This window comes from Cupriavidus sp. CP313 (assembly GCF_054072015.1).
Map to the genome: position 1 here is coordinate 1 of NZ_JBSVZB010000051.1, position 22910 is coordinate 22910.

At 67.1% G+C, this 22910-nt stretch carries 18 protein-coding genes and 1 pseudogene; 11 read left to right on the plus strand and 8 right to left on the minus strand.

Annotation, left to right across the window (positions count from 1 at the left end; all coding sequences use genetic code 11):
- Nucleotides 1-113: 113 nt before the first annotated feature.
- The gene (locus ACW4E8_RS38275) at nucleotides 114-1829 is read right to left on the minus strand and encodes a dipeptidase (protein ID WP_456809229.1); all 1716 of its coding nucleotides are present in this window, start codon (nucleotides 1827-1829) and stop codon (nucleotides 114-116) included.
- Nucleotides 1830-2133: 304 nt separating this feature from the next.
- On the opposite strand from ACW4E8_RS38275, the gene ACW4E8_RS38280 reads away from it, so the two are divergent.
- The 3 genes from ACW4E8_RS38280 (at nucleotide 2134) to ACW4E8_RS38290 (ending at nucleotide 5054) form a co-directional block, all read left to right on the plus strand.
- Nucleotides 2134-2865, plus strand: coding sequence for a glutathione peroxidase (locus ACW4E8_RS38280; RefSeq protein ID WP_456805652.1), 732 nt, complete (start codon nucleotides 2134-2136; stop codon nucleotides 2863-2865).
- 141 nt (nucleotides 2866-3006) lie between these two features.
- A complete protein-coding gene (locus tag ACW4E8_RS38285) occupies nucleotides 3007-4398 on the plus strand; it encodes a dihydrolipoyl dehydrogenase (RefSeq protein ID WP_456809230.1) in 1392 nt (463 codons plus the stop codon).
- Nucleotides 4399-4505: 107 nt separating this feature from the next.
- Nucleotides 4506-5054, plus strand: coding sequence for a TetR/AcrR family transcriptional regulator (locus ACW4E8_RS38290; RefSeq protein WP_456809231.1), 549 nt, complete (start codon nucleotides 4506-4508; stop codon nucleotides 5052-5054).
- A gap of 57 nt (nucleotides 5055-5111) precedes the next feature.
- Here the strand turns inward: ACW4E8_RS38290 and ACW4E8_RS38295 are convergent, their stop codons facing one another.
- Both ACW4E8_RS38295 and ACW4E8_RS38300 read right to left on the minus strand, forming a co-directional pair.
- Nucleotides 5112-5438, minus strand: a complete 327-nt coding sequence (locus ACW4E8_RS38295; protein ID WP_456809232.1) for a BrnA antitoxin family protein — start codon at nucleotides 5436-5438, stop codon at nucleotides 5112-5114.
- Nucleotides 5439-5445: 7 nt separating this feature from the next.
- The gene (locus ACW4E8_RS38300) at nucleotides 5446-5715 is read right to left on the minus strand and encodes a BrnT family toxin (RefSeq protein WP_456809233.1); all 270 of its coding nucleotides are present in this window, start codon (nucleotides 5713-5715) and stop codon (nucleotides 5446-5448) included.
- 143 nt (nucleotides 5716-5858) lie between these two features.
- On the opposite strand from ACW4E8_RS38300, the pseudogene ACW4E8_RS38305 reads away from it, so the two are divergent.
- Nucleotides 5859-6934: pseudogene (locus ACW4E8_RS38305) on the plus strand (TonB-dependent siderophore receptor); the annotation flags it as partial.
- Between the two features lie 75 nt (nucleotides 6935-7009).
- Here the strand turns inward: ACW4E8_RS38305 and ACW4E8_RS38310 are convergent.
- The gene (locus ACW4E8_RS38310) at nucleotides 7010-7684 is read right to left on the minus strand and encodes an SOS response-associated peptidase (RefSeq protein WP_456809234.1); all 675 of its coding nucleotides are present in this window, start codon (nucleotides 7682-7684) and stop codon (nucleotides 7010-7012) included.
- Between the two features lie 241 nt (nucleotides 7685-7925).
- Between ACW4E8_RS38310 and ACW4E8_RS38315 the strand changes: the two genes are divergently transcribed.
- Entirely contained in the window at nucleotides 7926-9578 is a 1653-nt protein-coding gene (locus ACW4E8_RS38315) for an acyl-CoA synthetase (protein WP_456809235.1), read from the plus strand.
- Nucleotides 9579-9727: 149 nt separating this feature from the next.
- A complete protein-coding gene (locus ACW4E8_RS38320) occupies nucleotides 9728-10459 on the plus strand; it encodes a BON domain-containing protein (protein WP_456809236.1) in 732 nt (243 codons plus the stop codon).
- Nucleotides 10460-10477: 18 nt separating this feature from the next.
- Here the strand turns inward: ACW4E8_RS38320 and ACW4E8_RS38325 are convergent, their stop codons facing one another.
- Nucleotides 10478-11560 (minus strand): GlxA family transcriptional regulator, encoded by a 1083-nt coding sequence (locus ACW4E8_RS38325; protein ID WP_456809258.1) that lies wholly within the window; start codon nucleotides 11558-11560, stop codon nucleotides 10478-10480.
- A gap of 186 nt (nucleotides 11561-11746) precedes the next feature.
- On the opposite strand from ACW4E8_RS38325, the gene ACW4E8_RS38330 reads away from it, so the two are divergent.
- Nucleotides 11747-13006, plus strand: a complete 1260-nt coding sequence (locus ACW4E8_RS38330) for a M20/M25/M40 family metallo-hydrolase (RefSeq protein ID WP_456809237.1) — start codon at nucleotides 11747-11749, stop codon at nucleotides 13004-13006.
- Between the two features lie 109 nt (nucleotides 13007-13115).
- Nucleotides 13116-13379 (plus strand): hypothetical protein, encoded by a 264-nt coding sequence (locus tag ACW4E8_RS38335; protein ID WP_456809238.1) that lies wholly within the window; start codon nucleotides 13116-13118, stop codon nucleotides 13377-13379.
- A gap of 12 nt (nucleotides 13380-13391) precedes the next feature.
- Here the strand turns inward: ACW4E8_RS38335 and ACW4E8_RS38340 are convergent, their stop codons facing one another.
- From ACW4E8_RS38340 to ACW4E8_RS38350, 3 genes are all read right to left on the minus strand, one after another.
- Complete coding sequence (locus tag ACW4E8_RS38340) at nucleotides 13392-14969, minus strand: phospholipase D family protein (protein WP_456809239.1); 1578 nt, start codon at nucleotides 14967-14969, stop codon at nucleotides 13392-13394.
- A gap of 144 nt (nucleotides 14970-15113) precedes the next feature.
- Complete coding sequence (locus ACW4E8_RS38345; RefSeq protein ID WP_456809240.1) at nucleotides 15114-15692, minus strand: superoxide dismutase family protein; 579 nt, start codon at nucleotides 15690-15692, stop codon at nucleotides 15114-15116.
- A gap of 118 nt (nucleotides 15693-15810) precedes the next feature.
- Nucleotides 15811-16746: a LysR family transcriptional regulator gene (locus ACW4E8_RS38350; protein WP_456809241.1), complete on the minus strand. Its 936-nt coding sequence runs from the start codon at nucleotides 16744-16746 to the stop codon at nucleotides 15811-15813.
- A 387-nt stretch (nucleotides 16747-17133) separates the two neighbouring features.
- On the opposite strand from ACW4E8_RS38350, the gene ACW4E8_RS38355 reads away from it, so the two are divergent.
- From ACW4E8_RS38355 to ACW4E8_RS38365, 3 genes are all read left to right on the plus strand, one after another.
- Nucleotides 17134-18099: an alpha/beta hydrolase gene (locus ACW4E8_RS38355; RefSeq protein ID WP_035822211.1), complete on the plus strand. Its 966-nt coding sequence runs from the start codon at nucleotides 17134-17136 to the stop codon at nucleotides 18097-18099.
- Between the two features lie 183 nt (nucleotides 18100-18282).
- Nucleotides 18283-19524: an efflux RND transporter periplasmic adaptor subunit gene (locus ACW4E8_RS38360; RefSeq protein ID WP_456809242.1), complete on the plus strand. Its 1242-nt coding sequence runs from the start codon at nucleotides 18283-18285 to the stop codon at nucleotides 19522-19524.
- A gap of 194 nt (nucleotides 19525-19718) precedes the next feature.
- Nucleotides 19719-22904, plus strand: a complete 3186-nt coding sequence (locus ACW4E8_RS38365; RefSeq protein WP_456809243.1) for an efflux RND transporter permease subunit — start codon at nucleotides 19719-19721, stop codon at nucleotides 22902-22904.
- Nucleotides 22905-22910 lie beyond the last annotated feature (6 nt).

A 22910-nucleotide genomic window follows, 5' to 3' on the forward strand; every position in this document is an offset into this window, starting at 1 on the left:
CGGATATAAGACCGCAGCCGATACCTAACACGCCAAAACGCTTAAACCAAACCTTGGCATCCGGGGCGGTGTTCATATAAGGGGAGCAAACAATCGGGCTTGGTAGAACAACCTTACTGCATCTTGTCCAGGTTCCCGATCCGCACCAGCATTTCGGTGAACATCTGCATGTCCAGGTTCAGGTCGGCAACTTCCTTGTACTCGCGCGCATTGTGCGGGGTGTACTTCTTGCCCGGCATCGCCGGCCCGAAGTTGATGGCATTGGGCATCAGCTTGGCGGTGGTGCTGCCGGCGGTGGAAACCGGCTTGGCTTCCAGCCCGGTGGTATCGCCAAAGATGTTCAGCAGCGTGGACAGCCACGCGCCCTTGGGATCGCGCGCCATCCAGTTGCCCTGGTCGTACTTGATCTCGACCGGGCCATGGGTGGCGGCCCAGCCGAAAATACGCTTGGTGATCTTGCCGCCCAGCTCGTCCGGGGTGCGGCCGCGCGGCATGCGCACGTTGGTGACCACGTCGACATATTCGCCGCGCTCGCGCACCAGCGTGGGCGACATGGTCAGCGGGCCCATGAACGGGTCGCGGTAGGCCACCTCCATCCTGGTGCCGAGGTAGTCCAGCCCGTACAGGTCGTTCAGGTAGCGGACCGCGTTCAGGTAGTGGTTCTCGGCAAATTGCACGCCGCTGGCCTGCAGGAACAGCGCCAGCCGCGGCAATGGGTTGACCCCTTCCTCCGGCCGCGATCCGTGCGCCGAGGCGCCGGTGACCTTGACTTCCACGTCGTTGCCGGCGCGCTTCACGTCGATGGAGAACTTGCCGCGCGGGGTGTGGCGCTGCAGGAATTCAGCGCGCGCCTGTTCCAGCGTGGCAGCCACGGCGGCAGCATCGCCGCCGGCAATCCGCGCGGTGGCGGTCTCGGGGATGGCGTTGGCCGAGGCCGCGCCGCGCATGGCAACGATGGCCGGTCCCTTGTAGTCGGGCTTGCCCTGCGCGCTCTTGCCGTCCGCCGCCTTGATGCCGAAGGAGACGGTCAGCGTGCCCGCGCCTTTTTCCGCCACCACCGCGGGGTATTTGCTGTCGAGCACGACGTTGTACTCGGGCAGGGTGGTGTGCTGGCGGTAGTACTTCATGCCGTCGCCGCCGGTTTCCTCGGTGGTCTCGATCATCAGGCGGATGGTGCGCTCCAGCGGCACGCCGCTTTCCTTGACGGTCTTCATGGCATACATGACCGCGGCGATCGAGCCCTTGTCGTCGATGGTGCCGCGCCCGTACAGCGTGTCGCCCACGCGCGTCATGCGGAACGGATCCAGTTTGGTGCCGTCCTCCAGCACCCATTCCTCGGCCACCGCAGGCACCACGTCGGCGTGGGTCAGGATGCCGAAGGTGTCCTTGCCGCCGGGCAGCGTGACCTCGAAGACCCGGTTGTCGACATTGCGGTAGGCCAGCCCGAAGTCACGCGCCATGGCCTCGATCATCTTGCCAAACTCGATGATGGCGGGGTTCTCGTGCTGCGGGATCTTCTCGTCGCGCACGGTACGCAGCGCCACCATCCTGCCGATGGCGTCGATCACCGCGGCCTCGTTGTGGACGCGGTTGTAGACGCCCAGCAGGCGGCCGATGTTGGCCAGGTTGTCGCCGGCCAGCGGCGACCTGGCTTGCCACGCCGCCACGGCCGGCGCCACGGAGGGCTCGGCCTTGGCCGCGGCGGCCATGAATGCCTGCAGGTCGGCCTGGGCTGCCGTTCGGGTGCCCGAGACCAGCGCATCCAGGGCCGGTTTCTTCAGGGTTTGCGCCTGCGCGGGGTGCGCCAGCATCAGCGACAGCGCGAGCATCGGGGCCCATCGGCAGAGGGACGGCAGGCGGCAAGGTCGGGTCATTGCGGACAAAACGGGAGTCAGAGTGGATGCCGCATGATAGGGCACTCGCCGGTATTTACCGAAAAAATATGCTCTTGCGTGCGCGCGGATGAGGTGCCATTGCCGGCGCAATAGGGAGCGGCTATGCCGGATCGATAGCGTAAGGCAATCGTCGTGGTTAAAACGATGAATTGTACAAATCACATCCCGGTCGACAGAATGGGGCCTTCGCTGCAACCCGCAGCCGAAACCAACCCGATCCAGACCAAGGAGTGAACTGATGCTGCAATCCCGTGAAGGCCAACGCGTTCCCAATGTCGCTTTCCGCATGCGTGAAGACAACGAGTGGAAGACCGTCACCACCGGCGAGCTGTTCAACGGCAAGACCGTGGTCGTGTTCTCGCTGCCGGGCGCCTTCACGCCGACCTGCTCGTCGACCCACCTGCCGCGCTACAACGAGCTGGCGCCGGTGTTCGCCAGGCACGGCGTCGACGACATCCTGTGCGTGTCGGTCAACGACACCTTCGTGATGAACGAATGGGCCAAGGACCAGGAGTCCGAGAACATCACCATGATCCCCGACGGCAACGGTGAATTCACCGAAGGCATGGGCATGCTGGTGGACAAGGCCGACCTGGGCTTCGGCAAGCGCAGCTGGCGCTATGCGATGCTGGTCAAGGACGGCGTGGTGCAGAAGATGTTCATCGAGCCGGAAGAGCCGGGCGACCCGTTCAAGGTGTCCGACGCCGACACCATGCTGGCACATATCGCCCCGAATGCGCGCAAGCCGGACCAGGTGGTGGTGTTCTCCAAGGTCGGCTGTTCGTTCTGCGCCAAGGCCAAGCAACTGCTGGACGACAACGGCTTCGACTACATCGACGTGCCGCTGGACAACAAGGTGCGCGGCAAGGTGCTGGGCGCCGTGTCGGGCGAGATGACCGCTCCGCAGGTCTTTATCAACGGCAAGCTCATCGGCGGCGCCGAGGCGCTGCAGCAGTACCTGGGCAAGTAAGCCGATTCCCCTTTCCTCCCCCATCCGGGGACCGGCAGTCGCCGGACCCGATGGGGTCGCCTTGCCCGGCGGCATGGCGGCCCCATCCAGCCCGCTGATTGACACCAGTTTGACGCCATCAAGACAAAGGAAACGACCGCCATGACCACCATCCAGACCGACGTCGCCGTTATCGGCGCAGGCACCGCCGGCCTTGCCGCCTACCGTGCCGCGATTGCCGCGGGCAAGCGCGCCGTGATCATCGAAGGCGGCCTTTACGGCACCACCTGCGCCCGTGTGGGCTGCATGCCCTCCAAGCTGTTGATCGCTGCCGCCGAGGCCGCGCACGAACTGCGCCACACCGCGCCGTTCGGCGTGCACGTGGATGGCCAGGTCCGCATCGACGGCCGCGAGGTGATGGCCCGCGTGCGCAGCGAACGCGATCGCTTTGTCGGCTTTGTGGTTCGCGGCGTGGAGAACATCCCCGAAGCCGACCGCATTCGCGGCTATGCCCGCTTTATCGACAACACCACGCTGGAAGTGGATGGGCACACCACCGTGCGTGCCAGCCGCGTAGTCATCGCCACCGGCTCCACGCCGATGCTGCCGGCGCCGTTCCACGTGTTCGGCGACCGCCTGATCGTCAATGACGATGTGTTCGCCTGGGACGACCTGCCCGCCAGCGTGGTGGTGTTCGGCCCCGGCGTGATCGGGCTGGAACTGGGCCAGGCCTTGTCGCGCCTCGGCGTGCGGGTGCGCGTGTTCGGCGTCAGCGGCTCGCTCGGCCCGCTGACTGATCCCGTGATCCGCGCCTACGCGGCGAAGACCTTCAACGGCGAGTTCTATCTCGATCCGGACGCCAAGGTGACCGACATGGCCCGCGACGGCGACCAGGTGGTGGTGACCTACCTGGACCGCGAAGGCCGCAGCGTGACTGAGCGCTTCGACTATGCGCTGGTCGCCACCGGCCGCGTGCCCAATGTGCGCGGCCTGGGCCTGGAGAATGCCGGCCTGGCGCTGGATGCGCGCGGCGTGCCGCTGTTCGATGCGCGCACGCTCCAGTGCGGCAATGCGCCCGTGTTCATTGCCGGCGACGCCAACAACATCCTGCCGCTGCTGCATGAGGCCGCGGACGAGGGCAAGGCCGCGGGCGAGAACGCCGCCAGCTACCCGGAGGTGAAGCCGCTGGCCCGCCGAGCGCCGATCGCGGTGGTGTTCACGGACCCGCAGATCGCGATGGTCGGCCAGCGTTACGCCGACTTGGCCGAAGGCACGTTCGTGACCGGCGAGGTCAGCTTCGAGGACCAGGGACGCAGCCGCGTGATGCTGAAGAACCGCGGCCTGATGCACGTCTATGCCGACAAGGCCACGGGCCGCTTCCTGGGCGCGGAATGGACCGGCCCGCGTGCCGAGAACATCGCCCACCTGCTGGCGTGGTCCTATCAGCAAGGCCTGACCATCGGGCAGATGCTGGGCATGCCGTTCTACCACCCGGTGGTGGAAGAGGGCCTACGTACGGCGCTGCGCGATGCGGCGGCAAAGCTCGAAGTCTGAGTAGGCCAGGTTTGCTAGACAGGTCTGTCTGTCATAGTATCGACCTATAGAGGCCGGGCGGCGCAGGGCGCTGTCCGGCCGCTCCCATTACCGACTCCGCCGCCACCATGGCCACGCCTTCCGCCCGCGACCGCATCCTCGACACCGCTGCCCGCCTGTTCTACCAGGAGGGCTACCGCGCCACCGGCATCGACAAGATCATTGCCGAATCCGGCGTCGCCAAGATGTCGCTCTACCGCCATTTCGCCTCCAAGAACGAGCTGATCTCGGCGTTCCTGGCGCGCCGGCATGACGAGTGGATGACGTGGTTCCGGCAGGACGTGGAAGCCCGGCTGGCCATGCGCCCGCACCTGGACGTGATTGCCGACGCGCTGGCGGACTGGTTCAGCCGCGACTTCCGTGGCTGTGCCTTTATCAACGTGGTGGCCGAGGCGGGCGGCGACGCGCGCGCGGCCGAACAGGCCGCGGCGCACAAGGCCGAGCTGGCCGCATTCGTTGCCGACATTGCCGCGCGCCTGGGCCTGGACCAGCCGCAAGCGGTGGCCGAGGAAGCCATGCTGTGCATCGAAGGGATGATCGTGCGCTACCAGATGCAGCCGGATGCGGCGGTGATCGAGGCTGGGCGGCGATTGCTGGGCCGGCTGCAGGCCGGCTGATTGGCTTGGGGGCTGGTCACTGAGGCTGAGGACTGCCCAACGCTTCCTTCGTCTGGCTTAGCGCCGAGGCAGCATCCGGTGCGATTTCGCGTAATCGCGCAATGCGTCGTTCATCAGCGTTTGCCAGCCGCTGCCGGTTGCCTTGTAGGCCTCCAGTACATCGGGATCGATCCGCAAGGTCTGGTTGACCTTGCGCTCGCCAGCCGGCTTGGCCGGCCTGCCACGGCGTTTCACCAGCGCATCGGCATTTTCTTTTCCCACGAGCTGCTCGAGTACGTCGCGCGCCGGGCGCATCCGTCTGATTTGCTCTGTCGGCAACGACACCGCATCGGGGTCTCCGGCAATGCCACGCGCAATTGCGGCGTCCTCCGCGGGCGTCGGCATGGTGAGGTCAGGTTTCCTGTTCATAGTCTCGCACCTCTCGGGAGTTGGCTTTACGCAGGCTGATTGCCCGTAGCGTGTCGCCGCGTATGGTGAATACCAGGCAATACAGGCGCCGGCCAATCGGCCCATATGCGATGTAGCGGGTTTCGCCATATGGCTTGCGGCCATCGATCTCCAGCAAGGCGCTACCAAAGTCCATCAACCCCGCGGCGGCCAGTGACAACCCGTGTTGACTTTGGTTGATAGCGTCCTTCGCCAAGTCAAACTCGATTTCCATTCGGATTTACTGTAGCAGCAAGAAATATGGTGGGGCAACATTTTTATGCTACAGCGTTAAAACTAAACCTGGCATCGTAGCAAAGCGGAAAACCGATCACTCTGCAGCAGACAGTCCAGACGCCCGCAAAAAATGTCTCGCTTCGCCGCTCGGTCTACCTGAACCAGCCCACGCTGAACTCGTTCGCGGTCGATACCCAGGCGCAGACCAACTTCCGCACCGGCCCGGTCCAGCACACGCTGCTGACCGGCGTCGACTACAGCACGCCGAGATCACCGGCCGCGCCGGAGTGGGGGGCACAGCCGCGCCGCTCAATGTGTTCAACCCGGTCTACGGCAATTTCACCCTGCCGGGTACGCGCGACCTGAACCCCGCCACGCAGGCGCAGACCGGCCTGTACGTGCAGGACCAGCTGTCGTGGAACAAGTGGCTGCTGATGCTGGGGCTGCGCTATGACTGGTCGCGCGCCGCGCAGGACAACACGCCTTCGGCCAGCCGCGACGACAGCGAGCTGACCAAGCGTGCCGGCCTGATGTACCGCTCGGACATTGGCCTCAACCCGTACGTCAGCTATTCCGAATCGTTCCAGGGGCTGGCCGGCTTCAACAAGGCCAACCAGGCCTTCAAGCCGCTGCGCGGTTCGCAGTGGGAGGCGGGGATCAAGTACCAGCCGCCAGGCAAGAACGCCACGCTGACCATCGCCGCATTCGATATGCGCGAGAAGAACCGCAAGACCGCCGGCGTGGTCAACGGCATTCCCGATTCGGTCCAGGTGGGCGAGGCGCGTACGCGCGGCATCGAGGTGGAGGCACTGGCCTCGCTGTCCAGGCGGCTGGACCTGATTGCAACCTATACCTACCTGGATGCGCGCGTGATCGACGGCACGCCGGCCGAGGTGGGCAGGAAGCTGGCGAGCACGCCGTCGAACATGGCGTCGCTATGGGCCAACTATCGCTTCAAGCTGTTTGGCGTGCCGGGTTTTGTCGCCGGCGGCGGGATGCGCTATGTCGGTCCCAGCTATGACGGTGCCGACCGGAACCGGGTGGGCGGCGTGACGCTCTACGACGCGATGATCGCCTATGACCACGGCCCGCTGCGCGTCTCGCTGAATGCCAACAACCTGTTCGACAAGCAATTCCTGACCACCTGCCTGGCGCGCGGTGACTGCTACTTCGGTGCGCGCCGCACGGTGGTGGGCAGCGTTACCTACCGCTTCTGAGCCGCCTTGCATGGAAGCGAGCCCGCGGCCAGGGTGGTCGGGGGCTCGGCAAATATGGCAGCGATAGCGGCGCGCTTACTCCGAGTCGGGGATTGGCGCTCCCTGCACTTTGGGCGCCGGTTCGGCCTGCATGGCGGCCGTGGGCAAGAGCGTCAGGAAGCTGCGCGCCACCTCGGGATCGCGGCAGGCGAGCCAGTCGTCCCACTGTTCACGCGGCACGATCACCACTGACCGCTTTTCATCGCCTGGCTTGTGGAAGCGCTGCATCACCGGGTGCTGAGCCGAGTTGATGGTCAGCATGGTGAAGGACAGCGACTGGTCCGGCCAGCTGCGCCACAGGCCCGCAATGCCGAAGGCCGGCTCGCCGGTCATCCAGACGCGCCAGCGTACCGGCTTGCCGGGCGGGCCGTCGGGTACTGCATCTTCGGGATACGCAAACTCATAGAACGCCGTGGCCGGCACCAGGCACAACTGGCCCTGGCGCCAGTAGCGCGCAAAGGCGGGGCGCTCGCCCACGGTTTCGCTGCGGGCATTGGTGGTGTCAAAGCGCCGTGCGCCGGGCGGGATGCGCGGGCGCGGCACCATGCCGAACGAGGCCAGTGCGCCACTGCGCGCGCCATCGTCCGCGGCGCGCACGATCGGTGCCGCGTAGTCCGGATAGGTTTCAGCCTTGTACAGTCCCGGCGGCGGTTCCACGCCGAAGATTTCGCGCAGGATGCGACGCTGGACCGGGGCGTAGTTGGTGCACATGCGCTGTCTCCTGGCGGTGATGCCCGTATCGTCGGCGCCGGGCGGTGCCGCGTCAAGGGTGCCTCAGGAGTGCCTCAGGGCTCACGGCAGGGATGGCAAAAACCGTCAGCCGCGCTGGCGGAATCGGTTATTGCCTGCTCCCCTGGGGCTCGCGCACACTCTGGCGGCAGCCGCTGCGCGCCGCCACGCCGCGCGCAGCGGCCACCTACCAAATGGCACAAGCCGGAATACAGGAGACACCATGCGCGAATACGCCCAAGCCTTCGACGGATTTTCTTATGACGACGCCGTGGCACGGCAGCTGCACGGCAGCCTCGACGCAATCAATGCCTGCGTCGAATGCTGCGACCGGCACGCGCTGCCGGGCCGTATCGCGCTGTTCTGGGAAGGGCGCGACGGCAATTCGCGCAGCTGGACCTTTACCGAGCTGCAGGCACTGTCCGCGCAGTTTGCCGGCTTCCTGAAGGCGCAGGGCGTGCAGCCGGGCGACCGCGTGGCGGGCCTGCTGCCGCGCAATGCGGAACTGCTGGTGACGATTCTTGGCACCTGGCGCGCCGGCGCGGTGTACCAGCCGCTGTTCACGGCCTTCGGCCCCAAGGCCATCGAGCACCGGCTCAATGCGTCCGGCGCCAAGGTGGTGGTCACCGATGGCGTCAACCGCCCCAAGCTGGATGACGTGGATGGCTGTCCCGCCATCGTCACCGTGGCCGGTGACAAAGGCCGCGGCCTCGTGCGCGGCGACTTCAGCTTCTGGGCCGAGCTGGAACGCCAGCCGGCGTCGTTCGAGCCGGTGCCGCGCCGGGGCGACGACCCCTTCCTGATGATGTTCACCTCCGGCACCACCGGCCCGGCCAAGCCGCTGCTGGTGCCGCTCAAGGCCATCGCCGCGTTTGCCGGCTATATGCGCGACGCGGTCGACCTGCGCCCGGAAGACGCTTTCTGGAACCTGGCCGATCCGGGCTGGGCCTACGGCCTGTACTACGCGGTCACGGGCCCGCTGGCGCTGGGCCATCCCACCACCTTCTACGATGGCCCGTTCACCGTGGAGAGCACATGCCGTGTGATCCGCAAGTACGGCATCACCAACCTGGCCGGCTCGCCCACGGCATACCGGCTGCTGATCGCCGCGGGCGAGGCCGTGTCAGGCCCGCTGCGCGGGCGGCTGCGCGCGGTCAGCAGCGCGGGCGAACCGCTCAACCCGGAAGTGATCCGCTGGTTCGCCAGCGAGCTGGGCGTGACCATCCACGATCACTACGGCCAGACCGAGCTGGGCATGGTGCTGTGCAACCACCATGCGCTGGCGCATCCGGTGCGCATGGGCGCGGCCGGCTTTGCCAGCCCGGGGCACCGCGTGGTGGTGGTGGACGATGAACAGCGCGAACTGCCGCCGGGCCAGCCGGGCACGCTGGCGCTGGACCTGAAGCGCTCACCGATGTGCTGGTTCGGCGGCTATCACGGCACGCCCACCAGCGGGTTTGCCGGCGGCTACTACCTGACCGGCGATTCCGCCGAGCTGAATGACGACGGCAGCATCAGCTTCATCGGCCGGGCCGACGACGTCATCACCACCTCGGGCTACCGCGTGGGCCCGTTCGACGTGGAAAGCGCGCTGATCGAACACCCGGCCGTGGTCGAGGCCGCGGTGATCGGCAAGCCCGATCCGGAGCGCACTGAGCTGATCAAGGCCTTTGTCGTGCTGGACCCGCAACATCGCGCCGCGCCGGAACTGGCCGAGGCGCTGCGCCAGCACGTGCGCAAGCGCCTGGCCGCCCATGCCTACCCGCGCGAGATCGAGTTCGTCGCCGAACTGCCCAAGACCCCCAGCGGCAAGGTCCAGCGCTTTATCCTGCGCAACCAGGAAGTGGCCCGCGCGCGCGAGGCAGCCGCTGCCTGAGACCTGAGCCGTTCCCGGACCGCTTCCTATAATGAGGGAGCGGTTGCCAGGGCCCCGGGGGTGAAGGAGCCTGCGGCGCCGCGCCAGGCGCGCCTGCAGGCAGGGGCGCGCGTCTTCCATCTCCAGACCAATCGGGCGAGGCGAACAAAATGCAGAGTAGCGAAGCGGTGCTGACGCAGGCGCGCGCAGCCTTGGCGCATGTGCCTTATCAGGGTCATGTCCTCCATCCCATCATCCAGTTGCGGCTTTCTGACGGCGCGCTGATCCTGGAAGGCGAGGTGGCCGATATCGTCGACAAGACCCGGGCCGCGGCGACGGTGCGGCGCGTGGACGGCGTAACCAGCGTGATTGATCACCTGCGCGTGGCCGACGGCGGCATGCAGGTAGGCGACGGCGAACTGCGCGACGCGGTGTGCGAGCGCCTGCTCAATGCCATCGATTTCCGCAATTGCAAGATCTGCGCGCGCGTCAAGGGCAAGCCCGAGGCCATGCGCGAAGCCGTGGGCGAACGCAGCGGCTGGATTGAAGTGGAAGTGCACGACGGCGTGGTCACGCTGTGGGGGCAGGTGATCAGCCTGTCGCACATGCGCCTGGCAGGTGTGCTGGCCTGGTGGTCGCGCGGTTGCCGCTGCGTGGTCAATGAACTGGTGGTAGCGCCCGCCGAAGCCGACCGCGACGATGAAATCACCGAGGCACTGATGCTGGTGCTGGAGACCGATCCCTTCGTCGATGCCGCCCAGGTCAGCGTGCATACCGAGAACCGCGTGGTGACGCTGGAAGGCTGCGTCACCAGCGAGGACACGCGGCGCCAGGCCGAGCGCGACGCGTGGTACGTGCAGGGCGTGGAGAACGTGGTCAACCACATCGCGTTGCGCACCTGAGCGCTGCCTTGGGCGCGGTCACTCCGCGGTGCCGCGCCGTACCGCCGCATCTTCCATGCGCCAGTAGCGCCGCCGCGCCCGCAGCGCAAAGCGGGCGCGATAGTCTGACATCGACATGCCCGTGGTGCGCTGGAACAGCCGCCGGAACGCGGCGGCGTCGCTGTAGCCGCAGGCTTCTGCAATGCCCTGCGTGCCGTGCAGCGTGACTTCCAGCAGCATGCGCGCGCGCTCCACGCGCAGGGTGTGCAGGTAGTCCAGCGGGCTCAGCCCGGTGACCTGGCGGAAATGGCGCAGCAGCGTGCGTTCGCTGACCGCCGCCGCCTGGGCCACCGCCGCCAGCTTGTAGGGCTCGGACACATGGTCCTGCAGCCATTGGATGGCGCGATACACCGGGCTGTCGGCGGTGCGGCTGAGCCAGCGTTGCGACACCAGCGCCGGCACGCTGCGCTGGCGCTCGGGCTGGAACAGCATCAGCCGCGACGCCGCCTGTGCCAGGTCCGGGTCGTGCAGGTGGCCCAGCACGCGCAGCATGAATTCCACCTGCAGCGCCGGCGCAACGCATGAGAACACACGCTGGTGCACGCTCATGGCCTGGTCGCTGCCCAGGTCGCAATGCGGATACTGGCGCATCATCCAGCTCTGGAACATCCACGGCGCGCCGGTCCTGGCGCCGTCGAGCAGCCCCAGCTGCAGCGGAAAGACCATCCCCGACGAACAGGCCGCGATCCACCCGCCGGCCTGCGCATGGCGCTCCACCAGGCGCAGCGCCGCGGCATCGCGCTGCACGATCTCCCCCAGCTGCAGCGCGTTGCTGGCCAGCAGGGCGGGGATCACCAGCAGCGTGCGGCTGTCCGCGGCGCGTGCGCGCCGGGTGGAGGACACCAGTCCCGGCAGGTCCGCCGCCAGCGTGCGCCCGTTGCTGCCGCACAGCTGCCAGCTCAGCGTGGGCGCGGCGTCGGGCCGCTGCAGGCTGGCTACGCCGGCCACGGTGCGGAGCACGTCGAGCGTGGTGAACAGGCTGCCCGGCATGGCTTCCGGCAGCCATAGCAGGCGGACATGCAGCGGGATGTTCTGTGACGGCGGCTCGATGGTGGCGGGCATGCCTGGGGGCTTGGTCGGGTGCATGGCGCGATGAGTGGGGCAGGATGCTGTGGCGGGATCGGCATCCGGATTGGCGATATTGATCCTCCCCTAAGGTTCTGGCAAGGGCTAGCATCGTGCAGTTGTGCCGCGGCGCCGCCCGTGCGCCGAGGCACGGCACCAACAAGACCAATCCGAGGAGATTCCATGCCGTTTTCCGTTCGCCACGTTGCCGTTGCCGCCGCCCTGACGCTTGCCGGGGCCGGCACCCTGGCCAGTGCCGCCCAGCCCGATGCCGCGCTGCTGTCCGCCGCGCAGGCGGCCCAGCCCGCGCTGGTGCAGTCGCTCAAGGAGATGGTGTCGATCGAATCCGGCAGCGCCAACGCGAAGGGGCTGGCGCAGATGGCCGGCTACACCGAGAAGCGCCTGCAGGCGCTGGGCGCGAAGGTTGAACGCATGCCCGTCACCAAGGGCCCGGGCATCATGGTCAAGGCCACCTTCACCGGTACCGGCAAGCGCCGCATCATGCTGATCGCCCACATGGACACGGTGTACCCGGACAACACCCTGGCCACGCAGCCCATCCGCGAGGAAGGCAACCGGCTCTACGGGCCGGGCATTGCCGACGACAAGGGCGGCATCGCCGTCATCCTGCATTCGCTGGAGATCCTGAAGCACCAGGGCTGGCGCGACTACGCGCAGATCACGGTGCTGTTCAATCCTGACGAAGAGGTCGGCTCGGTCGGCTCCGGCGAAGCCATTGCCGCGCTGGCCGCGCAGCACGACGTGGTGCTGTCGTGCGAGCCCACCGCGGCCAAGGATGTGGTCAAGGCCGAGTCGCTGCTGCTGGGCGCCTCTGGCACCGCCACTGCCACCATGCAGGTCAAGGGCCGCGCATCCCACGCCGGCGCCGCGCCGGAGCGCGGCCGCAATGCGCTGATCGAACTCGCCCACCAGCTGCAGCAGACGCGCGACACCGCCAGCCAGGTGCCGGGCTCGCAGCTGAACTGGACCCAGGCGCAGGCCGGCACGGTGCGCAACCAGATCCCGGAAAGCGCGGTCGCCTACGGCGATGTGCGCACCACGGCGGCCGGCGCCGCCGAGAAGCTGAGGGTGGCGCTGCAGGACAAGGCCAAGTCCAGCCAGCTGGTGCCGGAGACGCAGACCACGGTGACGATGGAAGAGGGCCGCCCGCCGTTCGTGGCCGACGCGCGTGGCCGCGCGCTGGCCAAGCGCGCGCAGGAGATCTACGCCGAGCTGGACGGCCGCACGCTGGCCCTGGCCGAAGGCACCGGCGGCGCCACTGACGCCAGCTATGCCGCGCGCTCGGGCAAGCCCGCGGTGGTGGAAAGCTTCGGGCTGGCCGGCTTCGGCTATCACGCCCGCGACGAGTACATCGAACTGGACTCGATCGTGCCGCGCCTGTACCTGATGACCCGCATCCTGCAGGATATCGGGCGCAACTGAGGCGGCGCCGCCTGCCCTGCGTTTGCCCCTCCCGGCAAGCCTGCTACAGTGTCATGGCTGCCCGCATGCGGCGGCCATGACAAAAGAGACATTGCAGGGGGAGACGGAGATGAACCGCAAAGGCTTGCTGGACGCGGCCACGGCACTGGAAGACCTGGCCGCCGGCCGCCCGCCCGCACCCGCGCAGGTGGCCGCCGGCGCCGCCGCGCTGGAAAAAATCCATGCCGATTACCCGGCCTGGCGCGACGTGGGCGATGCCTTGTTTGGCCTGAAAGCGCTGGCCGGCGGCAGCGGCATGGCGCTGGACACCAAGGGGCGCCAGCGCGCCGGCCGGCTGGCCGATGTCGTGCGCAGCCTGCTCGACCAGATCTGAAGAGGCTGCGCCTTAAAGCATCGACTCGATCGGCAGGATGGAGAGGAACCAGATGCCAAGCCGGCGCCACCAGCTGGTGTTCGGCTCGGTATCGTGGCGGATGACTTCGTCATCCCGCCGTTCCAGCCAGTACAGCTTGCCGGTTTCATCGAGCTTGACCTGGTAGGCCGCGCGCGGCACCACGCTGGCGAAGGTGGATTCGATCCGGCCAGCCAGCTCCGGGCTGTCGATGACGAAGCCCAGTTCGGTGTTGATCGTGGCCGAGCGCGGGTCGAAATTGAACGAGCCCACGAAGATGCGGGTGCCGTCGACGGCAAAGGTCTTGGCGTGCAGGCTGGAGCCCGAGCTGCCGAAGGGGCCGGCGCGCTCTTCCTTCTTGCCGGGCGCGGCCGAGCGCCGCAGCTCATACAGGTCCACGCCGGCTTCCAGCAGCGCCTTGCGCCGCTTGGCATAGCCCGAATGCACGGCGGCCACATCGGTGGCTTCCAGCGCATTGGTCAGCACGCGCACGGCCACGCCGCGCCTGGCCATGTCGGCGAAATAGGACGTGCCGCCCGTCGATGGCACGAAGTAGGGCGAGACCAGGTCAAGCTCGCGCTGCGGGTCGCCCAGGATTTCACGCAGCTGGTGCGCCACCAGGGTGTTGCGCGACGCCTCGCCGAGCGCCTTGGCGGGGTTGTCGCTGACCATGCGCGTTTTTGCCCACTGGAACTGCAGCGTGCCGGCCAGCATCCGCTGCACGTCAGGCAGGTCACGCACCGCGGCAAGGTAGGCGGCGGCAGCCGGGTTGTGCTCGACGGCGCGGGCATTGCTGGCCAGCGCCTGCAGCCGTTCGACGCTGACCGGCGGCACCAGCCGGTCCACCGGGTAGGCCGACGCACTGGACCAGTAGCGGTCGAAATCGTGCGCCACGTCGCCCGCGGCGGGCCCGACGGCGATCACATCGAGGTCGGCAAACAGCACGCCATCGGTGGCGCCGAAGTATTCGTCGCCAACATTGCGCCCGCCGATGATGGTGGCGACGCCGTCGGCGGTGAAGGACTTGTTGTGCATGCGCCGGTTCAGGCGCCGGAAATCCGTCAGGAAATTGAGCGTCTTGGGGTGGCGGATCACGAACGGGTTGAAGATCCGCACCTCGACCTGCGGATGCGCGTCCATGGCCGCCAGCAATTCGTCCATGCCGGCGATGCCGTTATCGTCCAGCAGCAGGCGCACGCGCACGCCGCGGTCGGCGGCTTCATGCAAGGCTTCCAGCAACAGGGTGCCGGTCAGGTCGTCGCGCCAGATGTAGTACTGCACGTCGAGCGTGCGCTGCGCGGTGCGCGCCAGCTGCACGCGCGCGGCAAAGGCGGCGTAGGCATTCTCGAGCGGATGGATGCCGCTCAGGCCCGGATGACGCACCACTTCGCCGGCCACTGCCTGGCCCAGCGGCGTGGCCTGGGATTCGGCGGGCGTCAGCGCAGAGGATTCGGTGCGGTGATCCAGCGGCGGCAAGGCGCAGCCGCCGAGCAGGGCGGCGCAGCACAGCAGCAGCGAATTGGCGCGCAGGCGGCGGTGGGGGACGAACGCAGCGTCTGTCGGCGATGGCATGGCGGTCTTGGCGAACCCCTCGCGGGGCCCGGTCGTTACGGCAATGCCGTCATGTTGCCATGCCGCGGAGGCAGCGAGTGATTGTCGCTGCCGAGGGAGAACACCGGCGGGTTTGTCGAAGTCCGCCGGTCGTTTGTGACGCGATCACGAAGCCGCCACCACCCCGCAAGCAATCCGCCCGCCCGCATTCCCGGTCGGCTGCGTCTTGTAGTCGTCCGGGTCCTTGTGCACCACCACCGCGCGCCCGATCACACTGTTGGCTCCGGTGCCAACGGTCAGGTCCGGCAGCAGCATGCTGACGCGCACGTTGCCGCTGGCGTCCGCGGTGACGTTGTTCATGTCGCCGGCGTGGTGGTCGGGCATGGTCATCTGGCCGTGGGGCTTGCCGGTCGGGTTGAAGTGGCCGCCCGCGCTCATCGCGTCAGGCGCGGAGCAGTCGCCCTTCTCATGGACGTGGAAGCCGTGCACCGAGCTGGGCGGCAGGCCGGTGATCGCCGCGGTCATCATCACGCCGCCCGGCTGCTGCTGGAAGGTCACGGTGCCACCGGTATTGGTGCCGCTCTTGGGCTGGAGCGTGGCCGTCGCCCTGGCGCTGCCGCTGCCGCTGGCGCTGGTGCCGGACGCGCTGGCTGCAGACGAGGAGGTCTTGCCGGAGCCGGCGCAGCCCGCCAGTGCAATGGTCGCGGCGATGCAGGCTGCCAGGGGGGTAAGCACTTGTTTCATCGGACTCCTCTTCTTGTCGTGATTTCGGAAGAAACAGTATAGGCTGGCCGGCGCCAGGCCGATTTCCGGTTTTGTCCTACATGCCGCACTAGACTGCGGCCACTAGCCTATCACGGCATCAGGCCGCGACCGGCAGCCGCTGCTGTGCCGCACCAAAGTGCGGGTGGCGCGAGAACAGGTCCGCCGCCCAGTTGACGAACACCCGCACCTTGGCCGACAGGTGCCGGTTCTGCGGATACATCGCCGAGATCGGCAGTTCTTCAGTCTGCCAGTCGGTCATGATCTCCACCAGCCGGCCACTGGCCACATAGGGCTCGGCCATGGCGCGCGAGACCCGTGCCACGCCGTGGCCTTCCAGCGCGCAGCCCATGTAGACATCGGCATCGTTGGTGGAAATGGCCGATGGCAGCAGCACCTCGCTGCGCTCCATGCCGCACGCCATGGGCCACGGCATCTCACGGCCGGTGCGGTTGGACAGGAAATTGACCGCCTTGTGCTGGGCCAGCTCGGCCAGGTCGTGCGGGGTGCCAAAGCGGTTCAGGTAGATCGGCGAGGCGTAGAACGCCAGTTGCACATGGCCGATGCGGCGGGCCACCATGGATTCTTCCACCGGCGTGCCCACGCGCAGCACCACGTCCACGCCTTCCTGCAGCAGGTCGATCGGCTTGCCGTTGATGGTCAGTTCCAGCTTCAGGTCCGGGTAGGCCTGGAAGAATTCGTGCAGGTGGGGCACCAGCACCAGCTGCGCCAGCCCCGCGGTGGTATCCACCGACAGCGTGCCGCGCGGCGAGTTGTTGTGGCGCGTCAGCGACTGCTCGGCCTCCTCGACATCGGCCAGGATGCGCACGCAACGTTCGTAATAGGCCGCGCCGTCGTTGGTCACGCTGATGCGGCGGGTGGTCCGGTGCAGCAGCTTGACGCCCAGGTGGGTTTCCAGGTTCTGGATCAGGCGGGTCAGCGTGGCCTTGGGCAAGTCCATCGATTCCGCGGCGCGCGCAAAGCTGCCGACGTCCACGACCCGGGTGAATGCCTGCATTGATACAAGACGGTCCATGATGAGGTTCCGACGATAGATCCGAACGGCGTGCCGCGCGCGCTTGTGACGCACGTGGCCATGCTGGTTGTTGTTGTGGGGAGTCTGCCGGCTGGCTGGCACTGGGACTGCGCGCTGGCTGGGCGCGGGTTCCGGCATGGATTCTGATCGGGCGCGCACCGGCCTGGCAGACCGCCGCGCGTGCCGAGAGCCGGAGTGAATCACAAAATCCAAGACCTTGTCATGCGTGGGGATATGCAGTTTCAGTGGCATGACGAGGCGGTTTGCGATTATTCCAATCCCGGAACAGTGCATTGGCGATCTCTCGCTTTATCCCATCCTCGTCAATCACCATAATCCGTTGCATCGCAACACTCAAGCGCATTGTTTCTTTCGTGCGCCAATGCCATGTCCCAGAAGCCAGGCCAACGCCCTGATGCAGCCAGCGCCGCCACTGCCCCTACGGCAGCCGGGCAGGGGCAGGCGCGCGTGGCTGAGCATACGGTGACCAGCGACGGGCGCGAGATCCTGGTGCGGGTGTGCTACCCGGCGGGCTATCCGGCGCCGGGCGCCGAGGGCGCGGCCCTGCTGCCCTGGCTGGTGTACCTGCATGCCGGCGGCTTCGTCGAAGGCGGCCTGGAACACGCATGCAAGCTGGTGCAGGACCTGGCCACCACGGTGCCGGCGGTGGTGGTAACGCCGGCGTATTCGCTGGCGCCGGACCATCCGTTCCCGGCGGCGCCGGAGGACGCGCACAGCACGGTGCAGTGGGTGCTGCGCAATGCCCGGCGCCTGAAGCTGGACAAGACCCGCTTTGCGCTGGTGGGCGAGGAAGCCGGGGGCAACCTGGCGATCGCGCTGGCGCAGATGCTGCGCGACCGCGGCACCGCGCAACCGCGCGGGCAATGGCTGATCCGCCCGGTGACGGACCCGTGCCTGCAGCACGCCTCTTGCGCGGGGTTCGACGGCGGGCAGGTGCCGATGGACACCCTGCGGCGCCTGGCCGACAACTATCGCGACTACCTGCCGACGCCGGCGGATACGGTGCATCCGTATGCCGCCCCGGCGCTGGCCTCGCGCCTGGCCGGGCTGCCGCCCACGCTGGTCCAGGTGGCTGAATACGACGCGCTGCGTGCCGAAGGCGAAGCCTTCGCCGGGCGCCTGGCCAAGGCCGGTGTGCCGGCCCAGGCCATGATCATGCCCGGCGCCTGCGGCGACGGCGTGGAAGAGGCCCATGACAGCTGTCAGGCATGGGTCGACGAAGGTGCGCGGTTTCTGCGGCGATGTCTGGCCGCGGCCGACGATACCTCATCCCTGACTGAACGCCGCGCTGACGCCAACGCCAGCCGGCCTGGAGCCAAGCCCGCCGGCTGAGCCGCTCCAGACAACCGCCAGCCGGCTCTGTTTCGGCCAGAGCCAGGACCGCCGCAACACGCAAGCGGTCCTAAGTCCGACCATCAGTTTGGCCATGGTTCCGGTCCGCCCACGCGGACCGGCAGGCGGCGTTCGGCCATTTGCTTTTCCGGTTGAAGAAAACCCGATCCAGGAGTTTGAGAAATGCAGCAGCAGAAACGACGTACCCTGATTGCCCTCGCCATCGTCGTGGTGCTGGGCGCCGGCGTGGCCGGTTCGATCTTGCGCCCGTGGCATAGCAGTGAAGCCCATGCCAACACCCCGCCGCCCGCGCCGGCGATTGAAGTGGCCGCTGTGGTCGGCCAGACCATCACCGAGTGGGACGAGTTCTCCGGACGGGTCGAGGCCGTGGAGCGCGTCGAGATCCGCCCGCGCGTCGGCGGCACCATTGACGCCGTGCACTTCCGCGAAGGCGCGCTGGTGAAGAAGGGCGATCCGCTCTTCACCATCGACCCGCGTCCTTATGCCGCGGAAGTCGCCCGTGCCGATGCCGCGCTGGCCGCGGCGCAGGTGCGCGCCGCCCACGCCCAGAGCGAACAGGCGCGCGCCCAGCGGCTGCTGGACGACAACGCGATCTCGCGCCGCGAATTCGACGAGCGCATCAACGCCGCCCGCGAAACCGGCGCCAACGTCCGCGGCGCGCAGGCACAGCTGGAAACCGCACGCCTGAACCTGGCCTACACCCGCATCACCGCGCCGGTGGCCGGGCGCGTATCGCGCGCCGAGATCACCGTCGGCAACCTGGTGGCGGCGGGCACGGCCTCGCCGGCACTGACCACGGTGGTGTCGGTGTCGCCGGTCTATGCCAGCTTCGAGATCGACGAGCAGAGCTACCTGCGCTACACCGCGCCGGGTGCCGGCGGTGGCCAGCCCAACCTGCCGGTCTACCTGGGCCTGGCCAACGAGGACGGCAATCCGCATGAGGGCAAGATCCAGTCGGTCGACAATCGCCTGGACCCGCGCAGCGGCACCATCCGCGTACGTGCGGTGTTCCAGAACGAAGATGGGCGCCTGCTGCCGGGCCTGTACGCCAAGGTCAAGCTGGGCGGCGGCGCGCCGCATGCGGCGGTGCTGGTCAATGACCGCGCCATCGGCACCGACCAGGGCAAGAAGTTCGTGCTGGTGCTCGATAAGACCAACAAGCTGGTCTACCGCGAAGTGGAACTGGGGCCCAACCATGACGGCCTGCGCGTGGTCCGCAAGGGCCTGAAGCCGGGCGAGACCATCGTCGTCAATGGCCTGCAGCGCGTGCGCCCGGGCGACACGGTCCAGCCCAAGCCGGTGGAGATGGCCTTCCGCAGCGAACTGGAGCGGCGCGGCACCACGCCCGACCGCAAGCAGGCCGCCAGCGAGAAAGGCGAAGCTGACGTGAAGCCGGTGAGCTGAGTCATGCGAGCCGATGGTTTGCTCCCCTCTCCCGCTGAGGGGAGAGGGAGCCGGCCTGAGCGATGTTTGATTTCGTCGCTGATGGCAATCACGTGAGCCCGCACACCCAGCGCCCCTAGTTTTTATCGCTCCCAAAGCAGTTGATGGTGCCCGCCATGGCGGGCCGCCAGGGGAGCGTTTTTGCAGAGACCAAGATGAATCTCTCTAAATTCTTTATCGACCGCCCCATCTTCGCGGGGGTGCTGTCGGTGCTGATCTTCCTGATTGGCGCCATATCGATGTTCAAGTTACCGATCTCGGAGTACCCGGAAGTGGTGCCGCCGTCGGTGGTGGTGCGCGCGCAGTTTCCGGGCGCCAACCCCAAGGTGATTGCCGAGACGGTGGCTTCGCCGCTGGAAGAGCAGATCAACGGCGTCGAGGACATGCTGTACATGTCGTCGCAGTCCAACAGCGACGGCCTGCTCACGCTGACCGTGACCTTCAAGCTGGGCACCGACCCGGACAAGGCCCAGCAGCTGGTGCAGAACCGCGTCTCGCAGGCCGAGCCGCGCCTGCCGGAAGACGTGCGCCGACTGGGCATCACCACGGTCAAGAGCTCGCCGGACCTGACCATGGTGGTCCACCTGGTCTCGCCCAACGACCGCTATGACATGACCTACCTGCGCAACTACGCGGTGATCAACGTCAAGGACCGGCTGGCGCGCCTGCAGGGCGTGGGCCAGGTGCAGCTGTTCGGCTCGGGCGACTACGCCATGCGCGTCTGGCTGAACCCCGAGAAGATGGCCGAGCGCCAGCTTGCCACCAGCGACGTGGTCAAGGCCATCCGCGAGCAGAACGTGCAGGTGGCGGCCGGCGTGATCGGCCAGTCGCCGGCGCTGCCGGGCGCGGACCTGCAGCTGTCGGTCAATGCGCAGGGCCGCCTGAGCACGGTGGAGGAGTTCGGCGATATCGTCGTGCGCACTTCCGCCGACGGTGCCGTCACCTACCTGAAGGACGTTGCCCGCATCGAACTGGGTGCGTCGGAATACGCGCTGCGCTCGCTGCTGGACAACAAGCCGGCGGTGGCCATCCCCATCTTCCAGGCGCCGGGCTCCAACGCCATCCAGATCTCGGATGACGTGCGCAAGACCATGGAAGAGCTGAAGCAGAACTTCCCGGATGGGATCGACTACAGCATCGTCTATGACCCCACGCAGTTCGTGCGCCACTCGATCGAGGCAGTGACGCATACGCTGTTCGAGGCCATCGCGCTGGTGGTGCTGGTGGTGATCCTGTTCCTGCAGACCTGGCGCGCATCGATCATCCCGCTGCTGGCGGTGCCGGTGTCGATCGTCGGTACCTTCGGGCTGATGCATGCGTTCGGCTTCTCGATCAACGCGCTGTCGCTGTTCGGGCTGGTGCTGGCGATCGGCATCGTGGTCGATGATGCGATCGTGGTGGTGGAAAACGTCGAGCGCAATATCGAAGAGGGGCTGACGCCGAAGGAGGCCACCTACAAGGCCATGCGCGAAGTCAGCGGCCCCATCATCGCCATCGCGCTGACGCTGATCGCCGTGTTCGTGCCGCTGGCCTTCATGACGGGCCTGACCGGCCAGTTCTACAAGCAGTTCGCGCTGACGATCTCGATCTCGACCATCATCTCGGCGTTCAACTCGCTGACGCTGTCGCCGGCGCTGTCGGCACTGCTGCTCAAGAGCCATGACGCGCCCAAGGACTGGCTGTCGCGCTGGATGGACCGCGTATTCGGCGGCTTCTTCAAGCGCTTCAACCGCTTCTTCGGCCGCAGCGCTGAAAGCTATGGCCGTGGCGTGAAGGGCGTGATCCGCCGCAAGGGCTCGGTATTCGGGGTCTACGCGGTGATGCTGGTGCTGACCTGGGGCGTGTTCCAGCTGGTGCCCAAGGGCTTTGTGCCGGCGCAGGACAAGCAGTACCTGGTGGGCTTTGCCAAGCTGCCGGAGGGCGCCACGCTGGACCGCACCGAGGACGTGATCCGCAAGATGAGCGACATCGCGCTCAAGCATCCGGGCGTGGAATCGGCGGTGGCCTTCCCGGGCCTGTCGATCAACGGCTTCACCAACAGCCCGAGCGCCGGCATCGTGTTCGCCACGCTCAAGCCGTTCGAGGAGCGCAAGACCAAGGAACTGTCCGGCGCGGCGATTGCGGCCGACCTGAACCAGAAGTATGCGGCCGTCCAGGATGCCTTTATCGCGGTGTTCCCGCCGCCGCCCGTGCAGGGCCTGGGCACCATCGGCGGCTTCAAGCTGATGATCGAGGACCGCGCCGCGCTGGGCTATGACGCGCTGTTCGAGGCCACCAACGCGTTTGCCAACAAGGCGCGCGCCACGCCCGAGCTGACTGGCATCTTCAGCAACTACCAGGTCAACGTGCCGCAACTCGACGTCAAGCTGGACCGCGTCAAGGCCAAGCAGCTGGGCGTGCCGGTGACCGAGGTGTTCGATACGCTGCAGACCTACCTGGGCTCGGCCTATGTCAACGACTTCAACAAGTTCGGCCGGACCTACCAGGTCAAGGTGCAGGCAGACGCGCCGTTCCGCGCCCATGCCGAGGACATCCTGCAACTGAAGACGCGCAACGCCGCCGGCGACATGGTGCCGCTGTCGTCGCTGGTGCAGGTCAAGCAAGGCTTTGGTCCAGACAGCGTGGTGCGCTACAACGGCTTTACCGCCGCCGACATGAACGGCGGGCCCGCGCCCGGGTTCTCGTCGGGCCAGGCCCAGGCCGCGGCTGAGCGCATTGCCGCCGAGACGCTGCCCAAGGGCATGAAGTTCGAATGGACCGAGCTGACTTACCAGGACATCCTGGCCGGCAATGCGGGTGTGTGGATCTTCCCGCTGTGCGTGCTGCTGGTGTTCCTGGTGCTGGCTGCCCAGTATGAAAGCCTGACGCTGCCGCTGGCGGTGATCCTGATCGTGCCGATGAGCCTGCTGGCGGCGATGACCGGGGTGTGGCTGACGCAGGGCGACAACAACATCTTCACGCAGATCGGCTTCATTGTGCTGGTGGGGTTGTCAGCGAAGAACGCGATCCTGATCGTGGAGTTTGCACGCGAGCTGGAGCATCACGGCCGCACCGTGGTACAGGCCGCGATCGAAGCCAGCCGCCTGCGCCTGCGCCCGATCCTGATGACCTCGTTCGCTTTCATCATGGGCGTGGTGCCGCTGGTGATCTCCACCGGCGCCGGCTCCGAGATGCGCCATGCCATGGGCGTGGCAGTGTTCGCGGGCATGCTCGGCGTGACCTTCTTCGGGCTGTTCCTGACGCCGGTGTTCTATGTGGCGCTGCGCCTGCTGGCCACGCGCGGCCAGCGCCGCGCGGCCAGGCAAGAGCAGGGCGCGCAACTGACTGCATCGGCTGAATAATGGTGA

What these genes read in the sequence shown, in the direction of transcription:
- ACW4E8_RS38275 (WP_456809229.1), bottom strand. Translation starts at nt 1,829, where the DNA reads ATGCTCGCGCTGTCGCTGATGCTGGCGCACCCCGCGCAGGCGCAAACC.
- ACW4E8_RS38280 (WP_456805652.1), top strand. Translation starts at nt 2,134, where the DNA reads ATGCTGCAATCCCGTGAAGGCCAACGCGTTCCCAATGTCGCTTTCCGC.
- ACW4E8_RS38285 (WP_456809230.1), top strand. Translation starts at nt 3,007, where the DNA reads ATGACCACCATCCAGACCGACGTCGCCGTTATCGGCGCAGGCACCGCC.
- ACW4E8_RS38290 (WP_456809231.1), top strand. Translation starts at nt 4,506, where the DNA reads ATGGCCACGCCTTCCGCCCGCGACCGCATCCTCGACACCGCTGCCCGC.
- ACW4E8_RS38295 (WP_456809232.1), bottom strand. Translation starts at nt 5,438, where the DNA reads ATGCCGACGCCCGCGGAGGACGCCGCAATTGCGCGTGGCATTGCCGGA.
- ACW4E8_RS38300 (WP_456809233.1), bottom strand. Translation starts at nt 5,715, where the DNA reads ATGGAAATCGAGTTTGACTTGGCGAAGGACGCTATCAACCAAAGTCAA.
- ACW4E8_RS38310 (WP_456809234.1), bottom strand. Translation starts at nt 7,684, where the DNA reads ATGTGCACCAACTACGCCCCGGTCCAGCGTCGCATCCTGCGCGAAATC.
- ACW4E8_RS38315 (WP_456809235.1), top strand. Translation starts at nt 7,926, where the DNA reads ATGCGCGAATACGCCCAAGCCTTCGACGGATTTTCTTATGACGACGCC.
- ACW4E8_RS38320 (WP_456809236.1), top strand. Translation starts at nt 9,728, where the DNA reads ATGCAGAGTAGCGAAGCGGTGCTGACGCAGGCGCGCGCAGCCTTGGCG.
- ACW4E8_RS38325 (WP_456809258.1), bottom strand. Translation starts at nt 11,560, where the DNA reads ATGCCCGCCACCATCGAGCCGCCGTCACAGAACATCCCGCTGCATGTC.
- ACW4E8_RS38330 (WP_456809237.1), top strand. Translation starts at nt 11,747, where the DNA reads ATGCCGTTTTCCGTTCGCCACGTTGCCGTTGCCGCCGCCCTGACGCTT.
- ACW4E8_RS38335 (WP_456809238.1), top strand. Translation starts at nt 13,116, where the DNA reads ATGAACCGCAAAGGCTTGCTGGACGCGGCCACGGCACTGGAAGACCTG.
- ACW4E8_RS38340 (WP_456809239.1), bottom strand. Translation starts at nt 14,969, where the DNA reads ATGCCATCGCCGACAGACGCTGCGTTCGTCCCCCACCGCCGCCTGCGC.
- ACW4E8_RS38345 (WP_456809240.1), bottom strand. Translation starts at nt 15,692, where the DNA reads ATGAAACAAGTGCTTACCCCCCTGGCAGCCTGCATCGCCGCGACCATT.
- ACW4E8_RS38350 (WP_456809241.1), bottom strand. Translation starts at nt 16,746, where the DNA reads ATGGACCGTCTTGTATCAATGCAGGCATTCACCCGGGTCGTGGACGTC.
- ACW4E8_RS38355 (WP_035822211.1), top strand. Translation starts at nt 17,134, where the DNA reads ATGTCCCAGAAGCCAGGCCAACGCCCTGATGCAGCCAGCGCCGCCACT.
- ACW4E8_RS38360 (WP_456809242.1), top strand. Translation starts at nt 18,283, where the DNA reads ATGCAGCAGCAGAAACGACGTACCCTGATTGCCCTCGCCATCGTCGTG.
- ACW4E8_RS38365 (WP_456809243.1), top strand. Translation starts at nt 19,719, where the DNA reads ATGAATCTCTCTAAATTCTTTATCGACCGCCCCATCTTCGCGGGGGTG.